Genomic DNA, 20,273 nt, shown 5'->3' with positions numbered 1-20,273 from the left:
CAGAAATTGCTCGAGTCAGTCCCGGCGGCGCTGGCCTCGGAGGGGCTGGGGTTCCATCGGACCGCGCTGGGGCTTGATGTTACTTTTTGGTGAGAGAAAGAAAGTAAGGCGTGTCGAACCCTTCCACGACAGCGTATTTGTCCCTGTGGCAAAACCCCCTCGCTTTCGGTAGGTTAGGGGTGCTTAAGTCCGTCCGTGTGCGGGCGCAAGCATGTCTCTTTCTTTGCCCGCGCTCGGACTACCGAAAGGAGGGGAACTACGCTTAATCTCTCAGATTTCTCACGTTTCTGCAACAACAAGTTTTGTCTGCCGCGGAGAGCCCAGGAGCTGTCTGAACCCCGCAAGAAGCCCCAGATCCCCATCGGGCAGATCTTCCGTCTGATCGTGGGAGGCTTGGCGCTGCGCCAGCAAAGCTTCCACCAGATCGACCGGTTCGCCCGCACCGAGGGGGCCAAGAAATGGCTGGGGTCCAAGCGCCCGATGGTCGCCTCCGACGCGACGTTCTGGCGCGTCCTTCCCCTCATGAACCGTTCGCAGTTGCGGCAGTTCGTCGACCAGGCTTATCGGCTTTTGCGCCACCGGGGACATGGGACGCTGGTCCTGCCCAGCGGGCGGAAACTCCGAGCGGCGGCGGTGGACGGCACCACCTGGGGAGGCCGGTATGTCAGTGCGGTGGAGATCCTGGGAAAGCCGTCCGTGGTTATCGACTTCGAACCGGCGCCGGGCAAGGGCCACGAGCTGGCCGCCAGCCAGGCGGTGCTGCGCCGGTGCGTTACCTCGTTGGGGAAGGGATTCGTGGACATCGTCCTGGGGGACGGCCTGTACATCACCCAAGGCATGCTGCGTCTGTGCCCGGAGGACCTTGGGACACACCTGCTGGTGAAGACCAAGGAGCTCGACAGCCTGAACCTCCTGAAGGATGCCGAGGCGATCTTTGAAGCCGCAGGCGAGTTCGGGCCTGAGGTGGAACACCGGCAGGGAATCGACCTGGTCCGAGGGCTTTCCTATGAGATCTGGGCGGCGACCGGCTTTCGCCACGAGGGATATGAGAGGGAGCTGAAGGTGGCCCGCGTGGTGACCGAGCCGATCAAGGGCCAGGGAGAGCGGGAGACCTTCTGGATCATCACCACGGACCTGACGCTCTGCGCCGAGGACATGAGGGAACTGGCTCATCTTCGCTGGTCGATCGAGAACCATGGGTTTCGAGCCCTCAACGAGGCGATGAACTCCAAGCACGTCTGGACCCGGGGAGCCCGGGCGGCGGAGGTGTTCGAGGCGCTCATGCTGATGATGCTGTTGAGCTTCATGCTGGTGGTGGCGTTCGAGGCCGAGCTGGACGAGGAGAAGCTCTTCCAGAAGTGTCGGGTCCGGCGACTGACGCTGAAGCAGCTGACCGAGTACTGGTTGATGTCCATCAACGAGGCCGAAGGCCTCTTCGCGCTCACGGGCTGAGTCCCTCCGGCGGCAGAGAAATGCGCGTCCACGAGGAACCGCGGCGTGCGGAGACAATCATCGTACGCCCGCAGCGTGCGGGAGACCCGCCGGATTGGCTCATCGTCCTGGCCCCGGAGGACTTACGTCGGGCCGGAGCCCCTGCATGGGCAATTCCTGGGCGGCTCCGCCTACCCTTCCTTCTCCTCGTACTGCTCCTTGAGCGAACGCACCACGGCCGGGTCCGCCAGCGTCGTCGTGTCCCCGATCGCGCGCCCCTCCGCGATGTCCCGCAGGAGCCGCCGCATGATCTTGCCCGAGCGCGTCTTCGGAAGCTCCGCGGTGATGTAGATGTCGTCCGGCCGGGCGAGCGACCCGATCTTCCGGACCACGTGCTCCTTGAGCTGCTGGACCAGCCCGTCCCCGGCCGAGTGACCGGCCCGCAACGACACGAACGCCACGACCGCGTTTTCCTTGATCTCGTGATGCCGGCCGATCACCGCCGCCTCGGCCACCGCCGGGTGATCGACGAGGGCGCTTTCGATCTCCATCGTCGAAAGCCGATGGCCGCTCACCTTGAGGACGTCGTCCACGCGGCCCAGCACCCAGAAGTAGCCCTGCTTGTCGCGCTTGGCCCCGTCCCCGGCGAAGTACCACCGGCCGAACCGCTCCCAGTACGTCTTCCGGTACCGCTCGGGATCGCCGTAAATCCCCCGCAGCATCCCCGGCCAGGGGGATTTCAGGACGAGGTAACCCGCATCCACGCTCTCCCCCTTGTCGTTGACCACGTCCGCTTCGACCCCGGGGAACGGGAAACAGGCCGAGCCGGGCTTGGTCCGGGTGATCCCGGGCAGGGGCGAAATCAGAATGTGCCCCGTCTCCGTCTGCCACCAAGTGTCCACGATCGGACACCGGCCGCCCCCGATGACGCGGTGGTACCACATCCAGGCTTCGGGATTGATGGGCTCGCCCACCGAACCGAGCAGGCGGAGCGACGAAAGGTCGTGCCTGGCCGGAAGCTCCTCGCCCCACTTCATGAACGCCCGGATCGCCGTGGGAGCCGTGTACAGGATGTTGACCTTGTACTTCTCGACGAGCGCCCACCAGCGGTCGCGCCCCGGGAAGTCCGGCGCGCCTTCGTACATGAGGACCGTGGCTCCGTTGAGCAGCGGCCCGTAGACGACGTACGAGTGCCCGGTCACCCATCCGATGTCCGCCGTGCACCAGTAGACGTCTTCGTCCTTCAGATCGAAGATCCACTTCGTCGTCGCGTACACGCCCGTCATGTACCCGCCGGTCGTGTGAAGAATCCCTTTGGGCTTTCCGGTCGTCCCGCTCGTGTACAGGAGGAAAAGCATGTCCTCCGCGTCCATCTCCTCCGCCGGGAGCTCCGCGGGGGCGCCCGCGACGAGGTCGTGCCACCAGACGTCCCGCCCCGCCTGGAACGGAACCTCGTGGCCCGTCCGGCGCAGGACCACCACCTTCTCCACGGAAGACGTGCCCTGGAGGGCCTCGTCGGTCGTCTTCTTGAGCGGAACCACCGTGCCGCGGCGCCAGCCGCCGTCGGCGGTCACCACGACCTTGGAGGAGCAGTCGTTGATGCGGTCCCGCAAGGCCTCGGCGCTGAAGCCGCCGAAGACCACGCTGTGCGGCGCCCCGAGGCGGGCGCAGGCCAGCATCGCCACCGCCAGCTCCGGAACCATCGGCATGTAGATCGTCACGCGGTCGCCCTTGCGCACCCCGATCGACCGGAGCGCGTGGGCGAACCGGCACACTTCACGGTGAAGCTGCTGATACGTGAGGACCCGCTCCTCCCCCGGCTCTCCCTCCCAGAGGATCGCGGCCTTGTTGCGGCGCGCCGTCCCGAGGTGCCGGTCCAGGCAGTTGTACGCGACGTTCGTGCGCCCGCCCACGAACCACTTCGCGAACGGCACTTTCCACTCGAGCCCCTTCTTCCACTTCCGGAACCAGACGAGCTCCCGGGCGAAACCCTCCCAGAACTTCACCCGGTCCCGGACGCGATAAACCCTGGGGTCCCGAACGTTGGCCCGGCGCGCGAAGTCCTTAGGGGGAGCGAACGTGCGGTTCTCCTGAAGAAGAGCCTCCAGCGCCTTGTCCGCCATCGATCACCTCCGGGAGTCTTGCCCCCGCCGTGGACACCCGCTCCGCGCCGCGTGTTATAGCAGATGAACCCCGCTTCGGCTATACTTGCGCGCCATGGCCTTCACCGGTTCCACGGCGGACCTTCTCAGAAGCCTCGAGGAAGCGATCGCGGCGGGCCTCGACGAAGGGTGGGCGGCCGAGCCGCCGGCGGCCCGCGCGGCGCTCCTGGCCCGCGAAGCCCTCGAACGCTGGACCCGGGCCGCGTACCCCGGCGCCGTCCTCGAAGGACGGGCGCTCGAACCGGGCTCGCGCCGGCGCCTGAGCCTGGCCATCCACTCGGCCCCCGTGACCCACCGCGTCGAAGTCTGGGGCTTCGCCTGCGGCGACGCGCAGGAAGGAGTCGTCTCCAGCGACGCCCACGTCGCCCATTCGTGGGTCCTGCTCGTCCACCTCGGCCCCCCCTGCCCCCGCCTGGCCGGCGGGGAACGCCGTCTGGCCGAGCTGGGACTCCGGCGCGTGGACGCGCGTCGAGGAGAGCGGATCGCCCTGGGCCTCTGGATGGGCGCCGCCGCGCCCGACGGCTGCGCCGCCTGCCGGGCCGACGCCCCCGACCCTCGCTGAGGGCTCTGGCTCGAGACCCTCCGGACTGCTACGATGAGGAACGAGATGCGCGCCCGTTATTGCGCCACCTTCCTCGGAACCGCCCTTTTCGCCGCCGCCGGGTTCCTGGCCCTCTCCTGCGCCGCCCCGGAGCTCGAAACGCCCCTGCCCTCCTACGACGCGCGTCTGGCGGAGGGCGCCGCCGGCCCCTTCGTCATCTTCGGAGATTCCCGCAAGACCCTGGCCGCCGAGTTCTGGCGGAAACGCTACGACCGGGAGCGCCTCCGGGTCATCGAAGCCATCGCCGCCGAAAAGCCCGCCTTCGTCCTCAACACCGGAGACCTCGTCGGCCACGGCTCCGACCCCGACGACTGGCGATCCTTCTACGAGGAAAACCGCCCGATCTTCTCCCGGAAGATTCCCTACTACGCCGGCCTGGGCAACCACGAGTACTACGGGGACAACGAGCGGGCCCTGGCTTACTACTTCTCGTTCTTCCCCCACCTCGAAGGGCGCAAGTGGTACGAAATCCGCTTTCCGCCCGTCCTCGTCCTGGTCCTGGACTCCAACTTCGGCGACCTTCTTCCCGGCGAAGCCGACCGGCAGGACGAGTGGCTCTCCCGCCGCCTGGCCGCCGCGGAGGCGGATCCCGCGATCCGCCACGTCCTGGTCACCTGCCACCACCCGCCCTACACGAACTCCGTCGTCCACGGGGACGACCGCGACGTGCAGGAGCGCTTCGTCCGGCGGCTCACCCCCAAGGTGAAAGCCTTCATCGCCGGACACGTTCATTCCTACGAGCGTTTCGTCCGCGACGGCGTCCAGTTCGTCGTCTCGGGGGGCGGAGGGGCGCCCCTCACTCCGGTCGATATCGAAAAACCCCGCTATCGCGACGAGTTCCGCGGCCCCGCCTACCGGGGGTTTCACTACCTCCGCTTCCACGCCGACGGCGGGCGGCTGACGTGCGACGTGCTGATGCTGGAGAGCGACGGATCATGGAAGCGCGCCGACGGTTTCGAGTGCCCCTGACGGCGGCCGAAGCGGTCGAGATCCAGAACCGCCTGCGCGACCGCGTCGTCCGCGAGGGCGACGTCCCGGCCGGCACGGTCGGCGGCGCCGACGTGAGCGAGCGCGCCGGAATCGCCCGGGCCGCTTTGGTCGTCACCCGCAACCTCGTGCCCGTCGAAGAAGTCGCCGTCGAGACGCCGGTCCGCTTTCCGTACATCCCGGGTCTCCTGTCCTTCCGGGAAATTCCCGCGCTTCTGAAAGCCTGGGAGAAACTGCGGGCGCGGCCGGACGTTCTCATCGTGGACGGACAGGGGATCGCCCACCCCCGGCGCTTCGGGATCGCCTCGCATCTGGGCGTGCTCCTCGACCAGCCTTCGATCGGCTGCGCGAAGTCGCGCCTCATCGGCCGGTATGAAGAGCCGCCGCCGGAGCGGGGCGCCTGGACGCCGCTCGTGGATCGGGGGGAGGTGATCGGCGCCGCCGTGCGCACCCGGACGGGGCGCCGCGTGGTCTTCGTCTCGATCGGCCACCGCGTGTCGCTGGCGGCGGCGATCCGCGTGGTGCTGGACTGCACGCCGCGGTATCGGCTGCCGGAGCCCCAGCGGCTGGCCGACCGCCTGTCGCGCAGCGCCCAGGCCGCCGCCCTCGGCCGACGCCTGCGGCGGGAGCCCCCCCGCCGCGGCCTCGCGTGACGCCCGCCCATGGAATTCCTCCGCCGCTGGCTCGTGAACCGCGACCTCAAGCGCGCCCGCACGCTCGAGGGGGAAGGCTACCTCGAGCAGGCCCGCGCGGCCTACGCGGAGGCGCTCGAGTACGCCGTGGGCCCGGAACGCGCCCGCGCCCTGCGCGGCGACGGCGCCTGCGCCCTGCGCCTGGGCCGCCTGGCGGAGGCGCGCCGGGCGCTTTCGGAGGCCGTGCGGATCGATCCTCAGGACCCGGACGCCTGGCTCCTCCTCGGGCGCGTCCGTCTGGAACTCGGCGACACGTTCGGGGCCGACGAAGCCTTCCACACGGCGCTCACGCACGCTCCCGGACGCGTGGACATCCTCCACGCTCAGGCCGAGTACTACGCGATCAAGCTCCCCCGCGCCGCCTTCGAGGCGGGCAAGCGCGTGATCGGAATCCTCCTCGAACGCCCCGAGGAGGCCGAGCGCCTGGCCTTCCCGCGGGAGCTGCCCGTCATCTTCCTGCGCAACCTCGCGGTGGAACAGCGGTTCGTGGACGAAACCCTCGAATACTTCGCCGGGCTGGCCGCGCGGGACGGCTGGATCCGCCCCGTGGCCCACAACCACCGGGGTATTCTCCTGGCCAACGTGGGCCGCTACGAGGAAGCCGTGCAGGCGTATCTGGCGGCCCTCACGGCCGATCCCGAGTTCGACGCGGCGCACTTCAACCTCGGCATGGTCCACACGCGCCGCCGCGATTTCGAGGCCGCGCGGGCGTCGTTCTCCGTCTGGGCGCGCCGCCACCCCACCGAGGCCGTCACGACCTACGGGTTCGGCTTCCTCGCCGAGACGCGGCCGGACGTTCCCGAAATGATCCGCCTGTACTCCTTCTTCCTGGAGCGCGTGGCGGCGCACCCGCCCTCCGGGCCCCAGCTCGGCCGCCTGGACATCGCCCGCGGCTGGATCGAACACGTGCGCGTAGTGCTCGAACATGCCCGGCGGCACCGGGAGGAAGGGCACCCTGAACCGACCCCCGGCGAGGCGGACGGCGAATGACGGTCGCGGACTTCTTCGGCCCCGGCGGGCTTCTCGAACGCCGCCTTCCGGGCTACGAACCCCGCCCCGGCCAGATCGCCATGGCCGAGGCGGTCGCCCGGGCGCTCCAGACGAAGCGGCCGCTCCTCGTCGAAGCTCCGTGCGGGATCGGGAAGACCTTCGCCTATCTCGTTCCGGCCGTCGCCCATGTCCTCGAGCACGACGGACGCGTCGTCGTCTGCACGTCCAACATCGCCCTCCAGGAGCAGATCTTCCGCAAGGACCTGCCGGTCCTGGCGCGCCTCTTCCCCCGCACATTCACCGCGGCCCTCATCAAGGGCCTCAACAATTACCTCTGCCTGGACCGCTTCGAGGAAACCCGGGGGCTTCTCCCCCACATCGCCTTCGATCGTGAACGGTTCGACCATTGGCGCCGCATCGCGGCATGGAGGGAGCGCACCTCGACGGGCGACGTCTCGGACCTGGACTTCGAGCCCGACGGCGACGTCTGGGGCCGCGTCCAGGCCGTGTCCGAGCTCTGCAACGCCGAGGATTGCCGGTTCGCGGACGAGTGCTTCGCCCTGGACGCGCGGCGCCGCCTCCGCGGAGCCCAGGTGATCGTGACCAACTACCATCTTTTCCTCGCGCACCTGGAGCTCCGCCGCCGGGGCGCCGGGGATGCGCTGCTGCCTCCTCTCTCGGCCGTCCTCTGCGACGAAGCCCACGAGCTGGCCGACATCGCGCGCGACTTCTTCGGGCGCCGGCTGACCCCCCACTCGATCCGCCCCCTCGTCCACGCCGCGCGGTTCATCCGGCGGGGCGCGGAGGCGGATCGGCTCCGGCGGGCCTCCGAGGCCTTTTTCCGGCGCGCCCGGGAGGTCGAAGGACGCCGGCTCCGCCGTCCCGGGTGGATCGACGCCTCCGAGCTCGACGCCGCCGTCGCCGACTTCCACGACCTTCTCCAGCGTCTCGGCGAACGCGCGGAGACGGACGAGGCGCGGGACAAGCTTTCCAAGTTCGCCTCCGCGGCGGCCGCCTACCGCGGGACGCTCCGCTATTTCCTCGAATTGGAGGACCCGAACGCCGTCTATTGGATCGAGAAGGACGCCGAGACGTCGCGCCTCCAATCCCGCGCGGTGGATGTGCGCCCCATCCTCGAAGAGGAGCTTTTCCGGTCGTTTCCGGCCACGGTTCTCTGTTCGGCGACGCTGACCGCCGACGGCGAGTTCGATTTTCTCCGCCGGGAGACGGGCGCGGCCGACGCGGAAGAGCTGCGGGTCCCCTCCCCCTTCGATTTCGAGCGCCAGGCCGTCCTCATCGTGCCCCGAATGCGCTCCTCCCCGAACGATCCGGAGTTCGCCTCCGAGATGTCCGGCCACATCAACCGGATCCTGAGGCACCTCGGGGGACGGACGATGTGCCTTTTCACCTCGTACCGCAACCTCGAGGCGTGCGCGGAAGCGGCGGCCGAAACGGGCGTGAGGATCCTCCGCCAGGGGGACCGTCCGCGCTCGAAGCTGCTGGAGGAATTCCGCAAGGACGAAGGGACGGCGCTTTTTGCGACCTCGAGTTTCTGGCAGGGCGTGGATATCCCGGGGGAAGCGCTCTCGTGCCTGGTCATCGACAAGATTCCCTTCATGAGCCCGGGGGATCCGCTCGCCGAAGCGCTCCAGGAGCGGGATCCCGAGAGTTTCTGGAACTACTCGCTCCCCAAGGCGATCCTCGATCTGCGCCAGGGGTTCGGACGCCTGATCCGGACGCGGACGGACCGGGGAGTCGTCGTCATCTTCGACAACCGGCTCTTCACGAAGGTCTACGGCGTGGGCGTGAGGGCGAGTCTGCCGGGGTGCCCGGTCCACCGGGACCTGGAGGCTCTCGAGCGTTTCCTTCCCGGACGCAAAGACTTGTCTTCCCCCCGGCCTCCCGTAGAATAGGGCCCATGCGGATCATCCAGGAACTTCCCCTCGTGGCGCGGGCCCGCCAGCTGCGCCATACGTTCGTCCAGGGAGCCGACGAGAAGTACTACAAGATCCTCACGTTCCGGCTTTACGACTTCAAGGTGCCTCCCGAGTTCGCCACGCACGAGACGAACGTGGAGGAGGTCAACGAGAAGGGGGCCCGGTACGTTCTGGTCCAGCCCCTCATCAAACGCTTCTTCAGCGAGAAGGAAGCCCTCGACTTCCACCAGGAGCTCCTGGACAACTTCGATACCCTCCTCAACCTCAAGGCGCCGGAGAAGAAGGAGCACAAGGCGGCCCCGGGCAAGGCCGAAGGGTCCGCGGCGGCGGCCGAGAAGTCCGGGGCCTGACGGCCCGATGCGCCTGTCCGATTTCGGCGACTGGTTCGTCCTTCGGCGCCACCTTCTTCGGCCCTGGGCGTTCCTGCGCCTGCGCAAGCGTCCTCCCGCGGGACCCGTCTACGACATCGCCCTTCGGGACGGCGGCGTTTTCCGGATCCGGATGCAGGACCAGGATCGACACACGTTCCACCGCATCTTCGCCCGCGACGAATACCGCCTGAACGGCGTGCCGCCGGGCTCTTTCGACACGGTCGTGGACATCGGCGCGCACATCGGCGTGTTTGCCTTGCGGGTGGCCGGACTGGCGCGGCGGGTTCTCTGCTACGAACCCGCGCCGGAGAGCTTCGAGCTCCTGCGCCGAAACATCGGGCGCTTCCCGCACGTGCGGCTCCACCCGGCGGCGGTGGCCGGCCGGCGGGGAACGGCGACCCTGTATCTGGGCAAGAACCCTTCAGCCCACTCCCTCTTCCCGGCGGAAGGACAAACCTCCCGTGGGGCGATTCCGGTCGAATGCGTCACCCTGGAGGACGTCTTCCGGGAGCATTCCCTCGAGCGGTGCGATCTTCTCAAGCTCGACTGCGAGGGGGCCGAGTACGAGATTCTCTACCAGGCGCCGCCCGAGCTCTGGCGCCGGATCGCCCGCGTCGCCCTGGAATACCATCCGGCGGGGGGAACCGATCCTCGATGGTCGGGAGAGGCGCTGGCGCGGTACCTGAACGAGATGGGACACCGCACGGAGCTGCGCCCGTCGAAGCGTCATCCCCGGAAGGGTCTTCTCTTCGCCGAACGGCGGAATCAGTAATATCCCAGCCGGGCTTTCAGAAGGCGCGCGCCGAAGTCGCCGATCGTGGCCCCGGCGCTCACCGGAAGGCGGCGGCGGGTGAAGCGCGCCTCGTTTCCGGAACGCGTGGCCCACGCCGCGGCATAGCCCGCGCGGCGCACCCATTCGACGGATTCCTCCGTGTACTCCCCGCGCGGATAGGCGAAATGCTCCACGCGCACCCCGAGCCGGTCCTCGAGCAGCCGCCGGGATTCGGCCACTTCCTCGTACGTCAGCCGCGTGTGGGTCATCGAGTGCGACCCGATCGTCATTCCCGCGTCGAGCAGGCGCTTGAGGTCGTCCCAGTCCAGGAGCCGCTCCTCCGGAAACGCCGTGGAGCGCATCCAGGTGTCCGTGCCTCCGACCCGTCCCGCCACGATGAAGAACGCGGCCGGAAAGCGCAGCGCCCGAAGGACCGGCAGGGCGTATTCGAGGCAATCCCGGAAGCCGTCGTCGAACGTCAGGGCGGTCCCCGACCGGCCGGCCAGGACCTGATCGAGGGTGAGGACCTCGATCCCGTGCCGCCGAAGGAAATGCATCTGCGAGCGGAAGTTGGGAGGCGTCACGGTCATCTTCCGGGGCGCCCCGGGCCGGAAGGGGCCCACGCGATGGTAATAGAAAACGGGCGTCACGGCTTCACCAGGCCGTTCTCGCAGCGCACCGGCACGTCCGGCCGGTAGTAATAGGCGGAGGCGTCGCGCCGGGGAATGCGGCGCGCCCGGATCTTCGGGTCGATCGCGTCGTCCACGTGGTAGACCCAGGCCCGGCCCCAGAGAGAGACGGGCCGCGCTCCGTGGCGCCGCAGCCGGTTCCTCAGATCGCTGTCTTCACGGCCGAAGCCGTCGAAGTTCTCATCGTAACCGTTGACCGCGTAGTAAACCCCGCGATCGACGGAGAGATTGCAGCCGTAGACCTTGGGCTTGCGCGGATCGCCGCGCAGAATTCCCCAAAGGTTCTTCCAATGGGTCAGCCGGAAGCGCCAGAGATCGCGCCAGGTACAGAACCTCTCGAAGTCCCCCGCCGCGACGTTCTCGGGGGTGAGCGTGCGCGATTGCTCCGCGGAGAGGCGGACGTAGCCCCCGACGGCGAAGCCCCCCGGCGGGCACCCCTCGGCGTGCGCCCGCACGAAGTCCCGATGGGGAATACAGTCGCCGTCGCTCAAGAGGAGGATGGAGCCTTCCGATTCAAGAACCGCCCGGTTGGCGATCCGGGCCCGGCGATAGCCCCGGTTCTCCTGCCACACATGCTTGATCGGAAAAGGGCTGGAGCGCCGGAACTCGTCGACGAGGGCGCGGGTTTCCTCGTCGGAGCCGTCGTCGGCCACCACAAGCTCGAAATCCGGAAAGGTCTGGCGCCGGTAGCCGATCAGGGAAAACCGGAACGCGTTCGGCTGGTCGAAAATGGAGAGGATCACGCTCACGCGCGGCATGGGGCGGATTATAGCCCCGCCGGAGGCCGCCTTGCAAACCCCCGCCCCCCGTGATAGAGTTATTTCGTCGATGGGCGCCCCGTGTGAAGATTCCCTCGTCTGCCGGTGTTATCTCGTCACGGAGGCGGCCATCCGGGAGGCCGTCGTGACGCACGGGCTCCGGCAGGTGGAAGAAGTGACCGCCGTCACGAAAGCCGGGGGGGGATGCAGTTCCTGCTGGGACGACATTCAGGCGATCCTCTCCGAAATCTGGGGAGCGCCTCCCCCGCGGGACGTGCCGGACGCGTCGGGCCTCACGGCCGCCCAGAAGCGGGCGCGCATCCTCGAGGTGATCGAGCGCGACGCGCGCCCGCTGTTCGCGCCCAACGACCTGGAGATGCAGCTGGTGGACGTGACCGGAGACCGGGTGCTCGTGCGATTCTTCGGCGGCCGCGTCGGCACGCCCGCGCCCTCCTTCCTCGCCCTCAAGCGCTTCCTCGTCCAGAAGATTTCCGAAGCGTGCGGCCGGAAGATGGTCCTCGTGGAACTCAACGTCCTGGAGGAACTCGGCCGCCGGCGCGCGCCATGAAACGCACCGCGATCCTTTCCGACGTCCATTCGAACCTCGAGGCCCTCCAGGCCGTCCTCGAGGACGTCGAGGAGCAGGGCTGCGACGAGATCGTCTGCCTTGGGGACCTCATCGGCTACGGACCCAACCCGCGCCAGGTCCTCCGGATCGCGCTCCAACGGTTCGCCTTCACGCTCATGGGCAACCACGAGGAAGGCATTCTCTACCAGCCGGTGGGCTTCAACTGGAAGGCCGAGGCGTCGGCCTGGTGGACGAAGGACCAGCTCCGCTCGCCCCGGTACCCCCGGGAGGAAAACGAGCGCTTCTGGGAATACCTCGAGTCGATGCCCCGATACGCCCAGCACGGGGACGTCCTCTACGTCCACGCCTCGCCGCTGGACCCCACCCGCGAATACGTGATGCCCGAGGCGTGCTACAACCCCGACTTCATGAAGCTCATCTTCTCCAAGATCAAGCGCGTCGCCTTCGGCGGGCACACGCACCTTCCCGGCATCTTCTTTCCGGACCGCCCGTTCCTGCCCGCCTCCCGCATCGAAGGGGCCTTTCCCGTGACGCGCGGCAAGTTCTTCGTCAACGTGGGCTCCGTGGGCCAGCCGCGGGACGGCGACACGCGGGCCTGCTACGTCGTCTTCGACGGAAAATTCGTCGCGTTCCGGCGCGTGCGGTACAACTACCGCAAGACGGCGCGCAAGATCAAACGGATCAAGCGCCTGCCGAACGCGCTGGGGGCGCGGCTTTCGCTCGGTCTCTGATCGGTTCCCGGGGATCCGCCCATGGACGTCAAGAGCGTCATCGACGCCCGGAAGTTCTCCGCCGAGAAGCTCGCCAAGATCGCCCTCTACGAAAGCGAACGCCTGGCCTGCGACGTCTACGGCGTGGAGCCCGGCCAGGAACAGAAGCCCCACACGCACCCCGCCTGCGACAAGATCTACTATGTCGTGGAGGGATGCGGGACCTTCCGGGTGGGGGGCGAAGTCCGCGAGGTCGGCGAGAAGAACGTCGTCTACGTCCCGGCCGGCATCGAGCACTCCGTGAAAAACGACAGCCCCGCCAAGCTCACCCTGCTCGTCTTCGTCTCCCCTCACCCCGCCTACGCCGCGCGCTCTGAAACCCGCCCCTCCCCCCGGGCGTAAAAAGCAGGGACGCCCCCCGGCGGCGTCCGAAAGGAGCGGGATTCGATGCGCGTCGTTCTCTTCTTCGCCGCGGCCCTTCTCTCGACCGTTCCCGCGCGAACGGGCGCTCAGGAGGCTCGCCCCCGGAATCCGGACCTCGAACCCCTCATGTGCCGCCGAGGCGCCCTCCTCTTCGAGGAAACCTTCGACGGCGGGGCCTACGCTCCCGACTGGAAGCGTTTCAAAGGCACGTATGCCGTCGAGAACGGCCGCCTGAAGGTCGCCGAGGTCGCCTCCGACGGCCACCATCCGGCGCTCTCCCGGAAGATCGCGGAGTCCGATCTTCTCATTCAGTTCTCCTTCCGCTTCGACGGCGCCCGGTGGCTGGGCGTGGCCCTGGACGACAAGGAACACGTGGCGCGCCTCATTTTCCGGCCGGAGGAAGGCCGGCTCCTGAAGATGTCCGGCATCGGGCCGACCACGAAGGGCGTGCCCGTCGATTCTTTGAAAATGAAATTCGACCCCGGCCGCTGGTACACGGCGCTCTGGGAAGTGCGCGGCCGCGAAATGGTCGCCCAAGTGGACGGCCGGCAGGTTTTCTTCGGAGAGGCCGAGGGCCTCGACGTCCCCAAGAGCCGCCTGGAGCTTCTGAGCGGCGGACAGTGGGCGGAGTACGACTCGATCAAGGTCTGGAAAGCGGAGCCGGACGAGAAGTGGACGCTGAAAAAGCAGCTTCTCACCCAGCGCCGCCGCAAGTCGTGACCGGCCGCCTGAGGAATCGGGGGGCCGGCGCCCGGCCGGCCCCGTCCGGATCTAGACCCCTCAGGTCCCGCCGAAACCGATCGTGACCTTTCCGCCCTCCACGATGACGGGAACGTTGCGGCGGCCTTTGGACCACTTGAGCATCTCGTCCATCGCCGCCGCGTTTTCCTTCACATTCAGGTATTCGAAGGGGACCCCCTTCCGGGCGTATTCCTGACGCGCCGCCGTCGTGTACGGTCAGGTGTCCTTGCCGAAGATGAGAACCTTGGCCTGAGTCTTCTCCGCCATATCAGCCTCCGATGGAATACATGGCCCGGCGGGGACGGACGAAGGACGGATCGTTGATCCCATGGCCCGCCTCCTTGCGCGCCACCGCGTCGCGGACCAGACGCGCAAGCTCCTCGTCCGACGCGCCCGCGCGGAGGGGACCCTTGAGGTCCGTCTCCCACGTCGAAAAAAGGCACGTCCGAAGCTTTCCGTCCGGCGTCACGCGGATCCGGTCGCAGGCGAAGCAGAAAGGCTCCGTGACGCTGGCGATGACCCCCACGTCTCCCGCCCCGTCCCGGAACCGGAAAATGCGGGCGGGATCCGAGGCGGGGCCCTGGGGCTCCAGGTCGAGCGGCCAGCGTTCGTGAATGCGCCGCAGGATCTCGGCCGCCGGAACGACCTGCTCCCGCGTCCAGGCGCCGTCGCCGTCCAGAGGCATGAATTCGATGAAGCGGATCTGCCACGGGCGCGTCCGCGCCAGCGCGGCGAAGTCGAGAATCTCGTCGTCGTTGACCCCCCGGAGGACGACCATGTTGACCTTGAGGGGCCGGAACCCGACCCGGTCCGCCTCGAGAAGCCCCTCCCAGACGCGCCGGAAGCCTTCCCGCCGGGCCAGGTGAACGAACTTTTCGCCCTTGAGGGTGTCCAGGCTCACGTTCAGCCGGTGCAGGCCCGCTTCCCTCAGCGGCCCCGCCAGCGTTCCGAGCAGGATCCCGTTCGTCGTCATCGCCAGATCGCGCACCCCCGGCACCGCCGCGAGCCGCCGGACGAGATCCACGATTCCCTGGCGCGCGGTGGGTTCGCCGCCCGTCAGGCGGAACTCCGAAATTCCCAGGGAGACCGCCAGACGCACGATCCGCTCGATCTCTTCGAAGGTCAGGATTTCGGGGCGCGGCAGCCACTCCGGTTCGGCCGGCATGCAGTACACGCAACGGAGGTTGCACCGGTCCGTCACGGAGATCCGCAGGTTCGTGACCGTCCTCCCGTAGCCGTCCCTCAACATGCGGCTTCATCCTAACACCCGCCGGGGGTCGTTTCCAGACGCGGGGCCGTGTGTTATAGTACCCCGTCCGTGACGGAGCTCACGATCGTCCTTCCGGCTCTCAACGAGGCCGACAATCTCTCGCTGCTCCTGCCCCGCCTCCACGAGGTGGCCCGGTCGATCGGCTCCTACGAGATCCTGGTCGTGGACGGCGGATCCACCGACGACACGGCCGCCCGGGCGGCGCTGCACGGCGCACGGGTGCACTTCCAGAGGGAGCGCGGCTACGGGTCCGCCCTCAAGGAGGCCTTCCGCTTGGCCCGGGGACGCTACGTCGTGACGATGGACGCCGATTACTCGCACGATCCGTACTTCATTCGCGATCTCTACGCCGCCCGCGATCGCGGCGCGGTCGTGGTCGCCTCGAGGTACGTTCCCGGGGGCTCCTCGGACGTGAGCGGCCTGCGGTCGGTCCTGAGCCGGATCCTCAACGCCACGTTCCGGCGCGTCCTGAGCATCCCGCTCATGGACCTCTCCAGCGGCTTCCGCCTCTACCGCCGGAGCGCCCTCGAGGAGATCGAGATCACCCGGAAGAACTTCGACGCGCTCGAGGAAATCCTGATCCGCCTGGTGGGGCTCGGCTACTCGGTGGTGGAGGTGCCTTTCGTCTATCGGGCGCGCGGCGCCGGCGTCTCCAAGGCGCGCGTGATCCGCTTCGGGATGGAGCTTCTGGCGACCCTCTACCGGCTCTGGCAGCTCCGCAACGGGTGCGACTGGTGCGATTACGATCACCGGGCCTACGACAGCGCGATCTTCCTCCAGCGCTGGTGGCAGCGCCGCCGACGCGCGATCATCCTGGAATGGCACCGTCCGGGCCGCACCCTCGACGTGGGCTGCGGTTCCAGCCGGATCCTGGAGGATCTGGACGGGGCGGTCGGCCTGGACGTCTCGCTCCCCAAGCTCCGCTTCATGAGGCGCCGGGGCTGCCGCGTCGTCCGGGGAAGCGTCTTCGCTCTGCCCTTCCCGGACGCCTCCTTCGACGAAGTCGTTTTCTCGCAGGTCATCGAGCACATTCCGATGACGCCCTCCCCGCTGGCCGAGATCCGGCGCGTCCTGCGGCCGGGGGGACGCCTCATCATCGGGACGCCCGACTACGGGAGGATCTTCTGGGGGGTGCTGGAGCGTTTCTACGACGCGCTCCGGCCGGAAGCGTACGCGCACGAGCACGTATCCCACTACACGCTCGCCTCGATGCGCCGGCTCCTGGCGGAGCATGGGTTCGAGCACGTCCGGTCCCGTTATGTAGGAGGCGCCGAGCTGATCCAGCTGGCGATCCGCCGATGAACCCCGACCGTGAGCGCTGGAACGAGAAGTACCGCCGGGGGGGCGCCCCGGAGCTGCCGTCGATCGCACTCCTCATGTACCGCAGCCGGCTCGTGCCGGGCCGGGCGCTCGATCTGGCGGGCGGCCCGGGAGAGAACGCGTGCCTTCTGGCCCTGGCGGGCTGGCGGGTGGTTCTGGCGGATCTCTCCGACGAAGCCGTGGCGCGCGCCCGGACGCGGGCGCGGGGACTGCGCGCCGATCTCCACGTCGTCCAGGCGGACGCCCTCCGGCTTCCCTTCCGCGGGCCCTTCGAGACGATCGTGGTCACCCGCTTCCTTGAGCGCTCGATCGCCCCGGAGCTCGTGCGGCTGCTGGCGCCGGGAGGAACGCTTTTCGCCGAGCAACCCGTGCGGGGAATCCGGCCGGAGTATTGCGTCCGGCCCGGGGAACTGCGGCGCCTCTTCGCCCCTCTCGAGCCCGTCCTCGACGTCGAAGAGGGAGACCGCTCCGTCTACATCGGACGCAAACCCGGCGCCTGACCTGCACCCCCGTTCCGCTCGCCCACCTTCAAGGCGGTAACGCGGGCCGTGAAAGGCAGTCGATCGGGAGCCCCACCGCATCCGTTGTCCGAACGCACCGTCTTGTCCCGGCGCCTCCAACGCTATGATTGATGCGAGATTCGGATACCGGCCGACGTTTATGCATGACCACCGACGAAAGTTATGTGAGAACGCTTATGTGTTCTGCTTTCTCGAACAAGTCGGATGGAACTTCGGCTTGCAACCCAGCGAGTCCCCCGATTACCTGGCGCTCACCCCTTATGAAACATTCGGACTCGAGGTCACACGATTGTTCAAGGATGACCACGGCAGCGGATCGCCTCGAAAGCAACGGGAGGAGAAAAGGGGCGAGTATCTGCGCACACTGGCCTCCACATATTATGCCATGGGAGGAAAGCCGCTCTCCCTAACGGCGAACCTGCGTAACTGGCCGCTCGATCCCAAGTTAATCCCGCACATCGCAAGACGCCTGATCCGCCACAGGCCATCTTTGGAGGAGCGCTTCGCCACACTGGAAGTCAAAACAAGGCGCGCCGCTGCGAATTTCCACCTCCTTGGTCTTCGAGATGGAATGGGAGAGTATCGCATTTGGCAATGCACGGACAATTCCGTCGGAATGGCCTGGTCCACCGACGAGAACACCCTCCTGCGCCTGATTTCTAAGAAGGCAGAAAAGCTCCCGCAATATCGCAAGCGCGTCCAAGAGACAATGCTCCTGATCGTCGCGGATTACATGTGGGATTCTGGAAGGTACCGCCACACGCCGATGACCACTCTACTCCCTTCATATGGATTCTCCCAGGTATACCTTTTGGCTTATCCCTTCGAAAGCTGGCGGATAGCCTGAGCGTCTCGGGCTTGCGCCGCGGGGGACTGCGTCCCCCACGGTACCTTCACACTTCCCGATATCACACTTCGTAACATGACGCGTTACACGACAGAGTCCGAGAGGCACCTTCCCACCAAGCCCCCCGGAGAGTTTGCGATGCGGCACGCCATTTGCTTTGTCCGTAACAAAGTCTAGGAGATATAGTGCTGTGATGCGCAAAGCGGACATCGACAAGTTCGCCTCGCGGCGCCCCTTCGTGCCCTTCGAGGTGCGCCTCGTAGACGGCCGCCGCTATCGCTTCACGGAGGTCGAACGGTTCATGGTGGGCCGCACGACGATCGTGAGCATGGACCGCCGCGGCGAGGTCCGGTTCATCAGCATCGGGCTCATCACCGAGATCGGACCGCTGTCCCACGGCGGCAAGCGCCGCCCGCGCCGCGCGGCCGAAGGGAGCTAGGAACCCGCCGGCGAAAGCTCCCCCAGCGCCGCGCCGATCTCCTCCAGAACCGCTGGGTCGCTCTCCGCCGGCCGGCGCCTTTGAAGCGCCTCGCGCGCCCCCAGCCGCCCGAGCGCCCAGGCCGCATGCGCGCGCACGAGCGGCTCCTCGTGCGCGAGCGCCCGCTCCAGGGCCGGCACCGCCTCCCGGTCCCCGGAATTCCCCAGCGCCACCGCCACGTTCCGGAGGAAGCCCGCGTAGCGCGCCCGCTTGACGGGGCTCCGCCGGAACCGGCGCGCGAACTCCTCCCGCGTCATCCCGAGGAGTTCCGTGAGCGCCGGCGCCCGCAGCCCCTCCCGCGGCAGAAACTCCTTCTCCGGAGCCGGCCGCGCAAACTTGTTCCACGGGCAGACGTCCTGGCAAATGTCGCACCCGAAGATGAGATTCCCGAGCAACGGTCGCAGCTCCCGCGGGATCGGCCCCCGATGCTCGATCGTCAGGTAGGAAATGCAGCGGCGCGCGTCCACCACGTACGGGGCCACGATCGCCCGTGTGGGACAGAGATCGATGCACCGCGTGCACGTCCCGCAGTAGTCCTTCCGGTGCGGCGGATCGGGCTCCAGCTCGAGATCCGTCACCACCTCCCCCAGGAAGAACCACGATCCGAGGTCTCGCGCGATGAGGTTCGAATGCTTCCCCTCCCAGCCGAGCCCCGCCGCCTGCGCCCAGGGCTTTTCGAGAATCGCCGCCGTGTCCACGCACGCCTTGGCCCTCCCCCCCAGGCCCTCCACGAAGCGCGCCAGCTCCCGGAGCTTTGCGTGCAGCACCTCGTGGTAGTCCTCGCCCCAGGCGTAGCGGGAAACGCGCCCCGCCCGCGGATCGCGGCAGGCGGGCTCCGCGACGAAGTAATTCTTGGCCACGCAGATGACGGACCGCGCCCCGGGCAGCAGGCGCGCCGGATCGGCCCGGCGCTCGGGATCGCGCGCCATGTACTCCATCCCGCCGTGGAATCCGCGCCCCAGCCATTCGCGCAGGAACTCCGCGTGCGGAGCCGTCCCCACCCGGGCGATCCCCGCCTTCTCGAAGCCCAGCTCGCGGGCCTTATCCTTGATGGCGCGCGCGCTGCTCATCGTAATCGTCCGCAAACCGCCCGGCCACCCCCAGGTCGTACGGACCGTGCGCCGGATTCGGCGCCGCCCCCCGATAGGTCGCTACGCACCGATAACAGACCGTCCGATCCCGCGCCCGGCGCCATACCACGAAATCCGCCAGCGCGGCCGCCCCGAGGATCCCGATCGCCACCCCTACGTGATAAGCCCAGGCCACCGCGGACCCGATCACCGCCGCGGCCACGATCCCGAAGCCGAGATATCCGTTGAAATCCTTCTCGACGTACAGATGCCCGCAGCCGCACAGGACGCAGCGGTCCACCACGTTGCGCTCCGCGACGTCCCGGGTGATCCGCACCGCGCGGCGCTCCCCGCACCGCGGGCAGGCCACCTCCGCCGGGGCCGACGCGGAATCGAACCGCGCGGCCGCCAGGCACCGGGGGCAGTACGCAACGACTTCCATTAGATCGGCCGCCCCTTCCCGAGCGTCAAGTACATGGAAATCGTTTCTCCGATCAGGACGAACACGACCGCGACATAGAGAATCCCCGTGGCCGACTGGTTGGACCGCCGCCGCGCGCACGAAAGCGCCATGAGCCCGAGCACTCCCGCCAGAAGTATCCCCGCCCCCACGCGGACGCCCAAGACGAGCTGGTCGAACCCCTCGAGCGCCCGGTAGGAGGTCCACCGGCCCACCAGGTACGCCGCCGTCACCGCCGCGCGCGCGCCGAGCGCCCCGAGGAACATCGCGCACAGGCGCACCAGGATGTCGAACGACAGCCGCGCGTTGGCGAGATACCAGTGCCCCGTGCTCATCGCCACGAGCGACGTGCCCAGCGCCGCTCCGCAGGCCCAAAGGTGCGCCGCCAGAAGCAGCGCCTGGCCCGCCCCCGGCTCGGGCCGCGCGAAGGCCGCCAGCGCCGCCCAGAGCGCTC

24 protein-coding genes are annotated in these 20,273 nt (G+C 68.0%); 16 read left to right on the top strand and 8 right to left on the bottom strand.

The window, feature by feature from the left end:
* Positions 1–384 precede the first annotated feature (384 nt).
* Positions 385–1,452, top strand: a complete 1,068-nt coding sequence (locus VNO22_01885; GenBank protein HXG60099.1) for a hypothetical protein — start codon at positions 385–387, stop codon at positions 1,450–1,452.
* Positions 1,453–1,622: 170 nt separating this feature from the next.
* On the opposite strand, the gene acs is transcribed toward VNO22_01885, so the two are convergent.
* Entirely contained in the window at positions 1,623–3,554 is a 1,932-nt protein-coding gene (acs, locus tag VNO22_01880) for an acetate--CoA ligase (GenBank protein ID HXG60098.1), read from the bottom strand.
* Between the two features lie 94 nt (positions 3,555–3,648).
* On the opposite strand from acs, the gene VNO22_01875 reads away from it, so the two are divergent.
* The 7 genes from VNO22_01875 to VNO22_01845 are packed head-to-tail and all read left to right on the top strand — an operon-like array spanning position 3,649 to position 9,943.
* Complete coding sequence (locus tag VNO22_01875) at positions 3,649–4,155, top strand: hypothetical protein (GenBank protein ID HXG60097.1); 507 nt, start codon at positions 3,649–3,651, stop codon at positions 4,153–4,155.
* 45 nt (positions 4,156–4,200) lie between these two features.
* Positions 4,201–5,163 carry a metallophosphoesterase gene (locus VNO22_01870; protein HXG60096.1) on the top strand — a complete coding sequence of 321 codons (963 nt, stop codon included), beginning with the start codon at positions 4,201–4,203 and terminating at the stop codon, positions 5,161–5,163.
* On the top strand, positions 5,130–5,834 hold the full coding sequence (nfi, locus tag VNO22_01865; protein HXG60095.1) for a deoxyribonuclease V: 705 nt from the start codon (positions 5,130–5,132) through the stop codon (positions 5,832–5,834). Before VNO22_01870 ends, nfi begins: the two co-directional genes overlap by 34 nt.
* Positions 5,835–5,843: 9 nt before the next feature.
* On the top strand, positions 5,844–6,863 hold the full coding sequence (locus VNO22_01860) for a tetratricopeptide repeat protein (GenBank protein HXG60094.1): 1,020 nt from the start codon (positions 5,844–5,846) through the stop codon (positions 6,861–6,863).
* Positions 6,860–8,776, top strand: a complete 1,917-nt coding sequence (locus tag VNO22_01855; protein ID HXG60093.1) for an ATP-dependent DNA helicase — start codon at positions 6,860–6,862, stop codon at positions 8,774–8,776. Before VNO22_01860 ends, VNO22_01855 begins: the two co-directional genes overlap by 4 nt.
* A 5-nt stretch (positions 8,777–8,781) precedes the next feature.
* On the top strand, positions 8,782–9,150 hold the full coding sequence (locus tag VNO22_01850) for a hypothetical protein (GenBank protein HXG60092.1): 369 nt from the start codon (positions 8,782–8,784) through the stop codon (positions 9,148–9,150).
* A 7-nt stretch (positions 9,151–9,157) separates the two neighbouring features.
* Complete coding sequence (locus tag VNO22_01845) at positions 9,158–9,943, top strand: FkbM family methyltransferase (GenBank protein HXG60091.1); 786 nt, start codon at positions 9,158–9,160, stop codon at positions 9,941–9,943.
* Here the strand turns inward: VNO22_01845 and VNO22_01840 are convergent.
* Both VNO22_01840 and VNO22_01835 read right to left on the bottom strand, forming a co-directional pair.
* A complete protein-coding gene (locus tag VNO22_01840) occupies positions 9,937–10,593 on the bottom strand; it encodes a polysaccharide deacetylase family protein (GenBank protein HXG60090.1) in 657 nt (218 codons plus the stop codon). The genes VNO22_01845 and VNO22_01840 overlap by 7 nt on opposite strands.
* Positions 10,590–11,390 (bottom strand): glycosyltransferase, encoded by an 801-nt coding sequence (locus VNO22_01835; GenBank protein HXG60089.1) that lies wholly within the window; start codon positions 11,388–11,390, stop codon positions 10,590–10,592. Before VNO22_01835 ends, VNO22_01840 begins: the two co-directional genes overlap by 4 nt.
* A 70-nt stretch (positions 11,391–11,460) precedes the next feature.
* Here VNO22_01835 and VNO22_01830 point away from each other — a divergent pair, with 70 nt between their 5' ends.
* Genes VNO22_01830 through VNO22_01815 form a run of 4 tightly spaced genes read left to right on the top strand, consistent with a single transcriptional unit; the run spans position 11,461 to position 13,832 of the window.
* Complete coding sequence (locus VNO22_01830; protein ID HXG60088.1) at positions 11,461–11,958, top strand: (2Fe-2S)-binding protein; 498 nt, start codon at positions 11,461–11,463, stop codon at positions 11,956–11,958.
* A complete protein-coding gene (locus VNO22_01825; GenBank protein ID HXG60087.1) occupies positions 11,955–12,710 on the top strand; it encodes a metallophosphoesterase family protein in 756 nt (251 codons plus the stop codon). Before VNO22_01830 ends, VNO22_01825 begins: the two co-directional genes overlap by 4 nt.
* A 21-nt stretch (positions 12,711–12,731) precedes the next feature.
* The gene (locus VNO22_01820) at positions 12,732–13,091 is read left to right on the top strand and encodes a cupin domain-containing protein (protein ID HXG60086.1); all 360 of its coding nucleotides are present in this window, start codon (positions 12,732–12,734) and stop codon (positions 13,089–13,091) included.
* A gap of 45 nt (positions 13,092–13,136) precedes the next feature.
* Positions 13,137–13,832 (top strand): hypothetical protein, encoded by a 696-nt coding sequence (locus tag VNO22_01815; GenBank protein HXG60085.1) that lies wholly within the window; start codon positions 13,137–13,139, stop codon positions 13,830–13,832.
* 60 nt (positions 13,833–13,892) lie between these two features.
* Here the strand turns inward: VNO22_01815 and VNO22_01810 are convergent, their stop codons facing one another.
* Both VNO22_01810 and moaA read right to left on the bottom strand, forming a co-directional pair.
* Complete coding sequence (locus VNO22_01810) at positions 13,893–14,120, bottom strand: UXX-star (seleno)protein family 1 (protein ID HXG60084.1); 228 nt, start codon at positions 14,118–14,120, stop codon at positions 13,893–13,895.
* A gap of 1 nt (position 14,121) precedes the next feature.
* A complete protein-coding gene (gene moaA / locus VNO22_01805) occupies positions 14,122–15,102 on the bottom strand; it encodes a GTP 3',8-cyclase MoaA (protein HXG60083.1) in 981 nt (326 codons plus the stop codon).
* Between the two features lie 69 nt (positions 15,103–15,171).
* Here moaA and VNO22_01800 point away from each other — a divergent pair, with 69 nt between their 5' ends.
* The 4 genes from VNO22_01800 to VNO22_01785 all read left to right on the top strand — a co-directional run bounded on the left by VNO22_01800 (position 15,172) and on the right by VNO22_01785 (position 18,250).
* Positions 15,172–16,425: a glycosyltransferase gene (locus VNO22_01800; GenBank protein HXG60082.1), complete on the top strand. Its 1,254-nt coding sequence runs from the start codon at positions 15,172–15,174 to the stop codon at positions 16,423–16,425.
* Positions 16,422–16,943, top strand: a complete 522-nt coding sequence (locus VNO22_01795; protein ID HXG60081.1) for a class I SAM-dependent methyltransferase — start codon at positions 16,422–16,424, stop codon at positions 16,941–16,943. Before VNO22_01800 ends, VNO22_01795 begins: the two co-directional genes overlap by 4 nt.
* 199 nt (positions 16,944–17,142) lie before the next feature.
* Complete coding sequence (locus VNO22_01790; protein ID HXG60080.1) at positions 17,143–17,811, top strand: hypothetical protein; 669 nt, start codon at positions 17,143–17,145, stop codon at positions 17,809–17,811.
* 193 nt (positions 17,812–18,004) lie between these two features.
* Entirely contained in the window at positions 18,005–18,250 is a 246-nt protein-coding gene (locus VNO22_01785) for a hypothetical protein (GenBank protein ID HXG60079.1), read from the top strand.
* On the opposite strand, the gene queG is transcribed toward VNO22_01785, so the two are convergent.
* From queG to VNO22_01770, 3 genes are all read right to left on the bottom strand, one after another.
* On the bottom strand, positions 18,247–19,359 hold the full coding sequence (gene queG / locus VNO22_01780; GenBank protein HXG60078.1) for a tRNA epoxyqueuosine(34) reductase QueG: 1,113 nt from the start codon (positions 19,357–19,359) through the stop codon (positions 18,247–18,249). The two genes, VNO22_01785 and queG, sit on opposite strands and share 4 nt — an antisense overlap.
* Positions 19,331–19,801: a hypothetical protein gene (locus VNO22_01775; GenBank protein ID HXG60077.1), complete on the bottom strand. Its 471-nt coding sequence runs from the start codon at positions 19,799–19,801 to the stop codon at positions 19,331–19,333. The genes queG and VNO22_01775 overlap by 29 nt, the downstream gene beginning before the upstream one ends.
* On the bottom strand, positions 19,801–20,273 hold a 473-nt coding region (locus tag VNO22_01770), incomplete at its 5' end, for a hypothetical protein (protein HXG60076.1). The genes VNO22_01770 and VNO22_01775, both read right to left, overlap by 1 nt.

This window comes from Planctomycetota bacterium (assembly GCA_035574235.1).
Classification (GTDB): Bacteria; Planctomycetota; MHYJ01; order MHYJ01; family JACPRB01; genus DATLZA01.
Note: the sequence above shows the minus strand (reverse complement) of the source record. Positions and strands in the feature narration are given on the sequence as shown.

What these genes read in the sequence shown, in the direction of transcription:
- acs (HXG60098.1), bottom strand. Translation starts at nt 3,554, where the DNA reads ATGGCGGACAAGGCGCTGGAGGCTCTTCTTCAGGAGAACCGCACGTTC.
- VNO22_01875 (HXG60097.1), top strand. Translation starts at nt 3,649, where the DNA reads ATGGCCTTCACCGGTTCCACGGCGGACCTTCTCAGAAGCCTCGAGGAA.
- VNO22_01870 (HXG60096.1), top strand. Translation starts at nt 4,201, where the DNA reads ATGCGCGCCCGTTATTGCGCCACCTTCCTCGGAACCGCCCTTTTCGCC.
- nfi (HXG60095.1), top strand. Translation starts at nt 5,130, where the DNA reads ATGGAAGCGCGCCGACGGTTTCGAGTGCCCCTGACGGCGGCCGAAGCG.
- VNO22_01860 (HXG60094.1), top strand. Translation starts at nt 5,844, where the DNA reads ATGGAATTCCTCCGCCGCTGGCTCGTGAACCGCGACCTCAAGCGCGCC.
- VNO22_01855 (HXG60093.1), top strand. Translation starts at nt 6,860, where the DNA reads ATGACGGTCGCGGACTTCTTCGGCCCCGGCGGGCTTCTCGAACGCCGC.
- VNO22_01850 (HXG60092.1), top strand. Translation starts at nt 8,782, where the DNA reads ATGCGGATCATCCAGGAACTTCCCCTCGTGGCGCGGGCCCGCCAGCTG.
- VNO22_01845 (HXG60091.1), top strand. Translation starts at nt 9,158, where the DNA reads ATGCGCCTGTCCGATTTCGGCGACTGGTTCGTCCTTCGGCGCCACCTT.
- VNO22_01835 (HXG60089.1), bottom strand. Translation starts at nt 11,390, where the DNA reads ATGCCGCGCGTGAGCGTGATCCTCTCCATTTTCGACCAGCCGAACGCG.
- VNO22_01830 (HXG60088.1), top strand. Translation starts at nt 11,461, where the DNA reads ATGGGCGCCCCGTGTGAAGATTCCCTCGTCTGCCGGTGTTATCTCGTC.
- VNO22_01825 (HXG60087.1), top strand. Translation starts at nt 11,955, where the DNA reads ATGAAACGCACCGCGATCCTTTCCGACGTCCATTCGAACCTCGAGGCC.
- VNO22_01820 (HXG60086.1), top strand. Translation starts at nt 12,732, where the DNA reads ATGGACGTCAAGAGCGTCATCGACGCCCGGAAGTTCTCCGCCGAGAAG.
- VNO22_01815 (HXG60085.1), top strand. Translation starts at nt 13,137, where the DNA reads ATGCGCGTCGTTCTCTTCTTCGCCGCGGCCCTTCTCTCGACCGTTCCC.
- moaA (HXG60083.1), bottom strand. Translation starts at nt 15,102, where the DNA reads ATGTTGAGGGACGGCTACGGGAGGACGGTCACGAACCTGCGGATCTCC.
- VNO22_01795 (HXG60081.1), top strand. Translation starts at nt 16,422, where the DNA reads ATGAACCCCGACCGTGAGCGCTGGAACGAGAAGTACCGCCGGGGGGGC.
- VNO22_01785 (HXG60079.1), top strand. Translation starts at nt 18,005, where the DNA reads ATGCGCAAAGCGGACATCGACAAGTTCGCCTCGCGGCGCCCCTTCGTG.
- queG (HXG60078.1), bottom strand. Translation starts at nt 19,359, where the DNA reads ATGAGCAGCGCGCGCGCCATCAAGGATAAGGCCCGCGAGCTGGGCTTC.
- VNO22_01775 (HXG60077.1), bottom strand. Translation starts at nt 19,801, where the DNA reads ATGGAAGTCGTTGCGTACTGCCCCCGGTGCCTGGCGGCCGCGCGGTTC.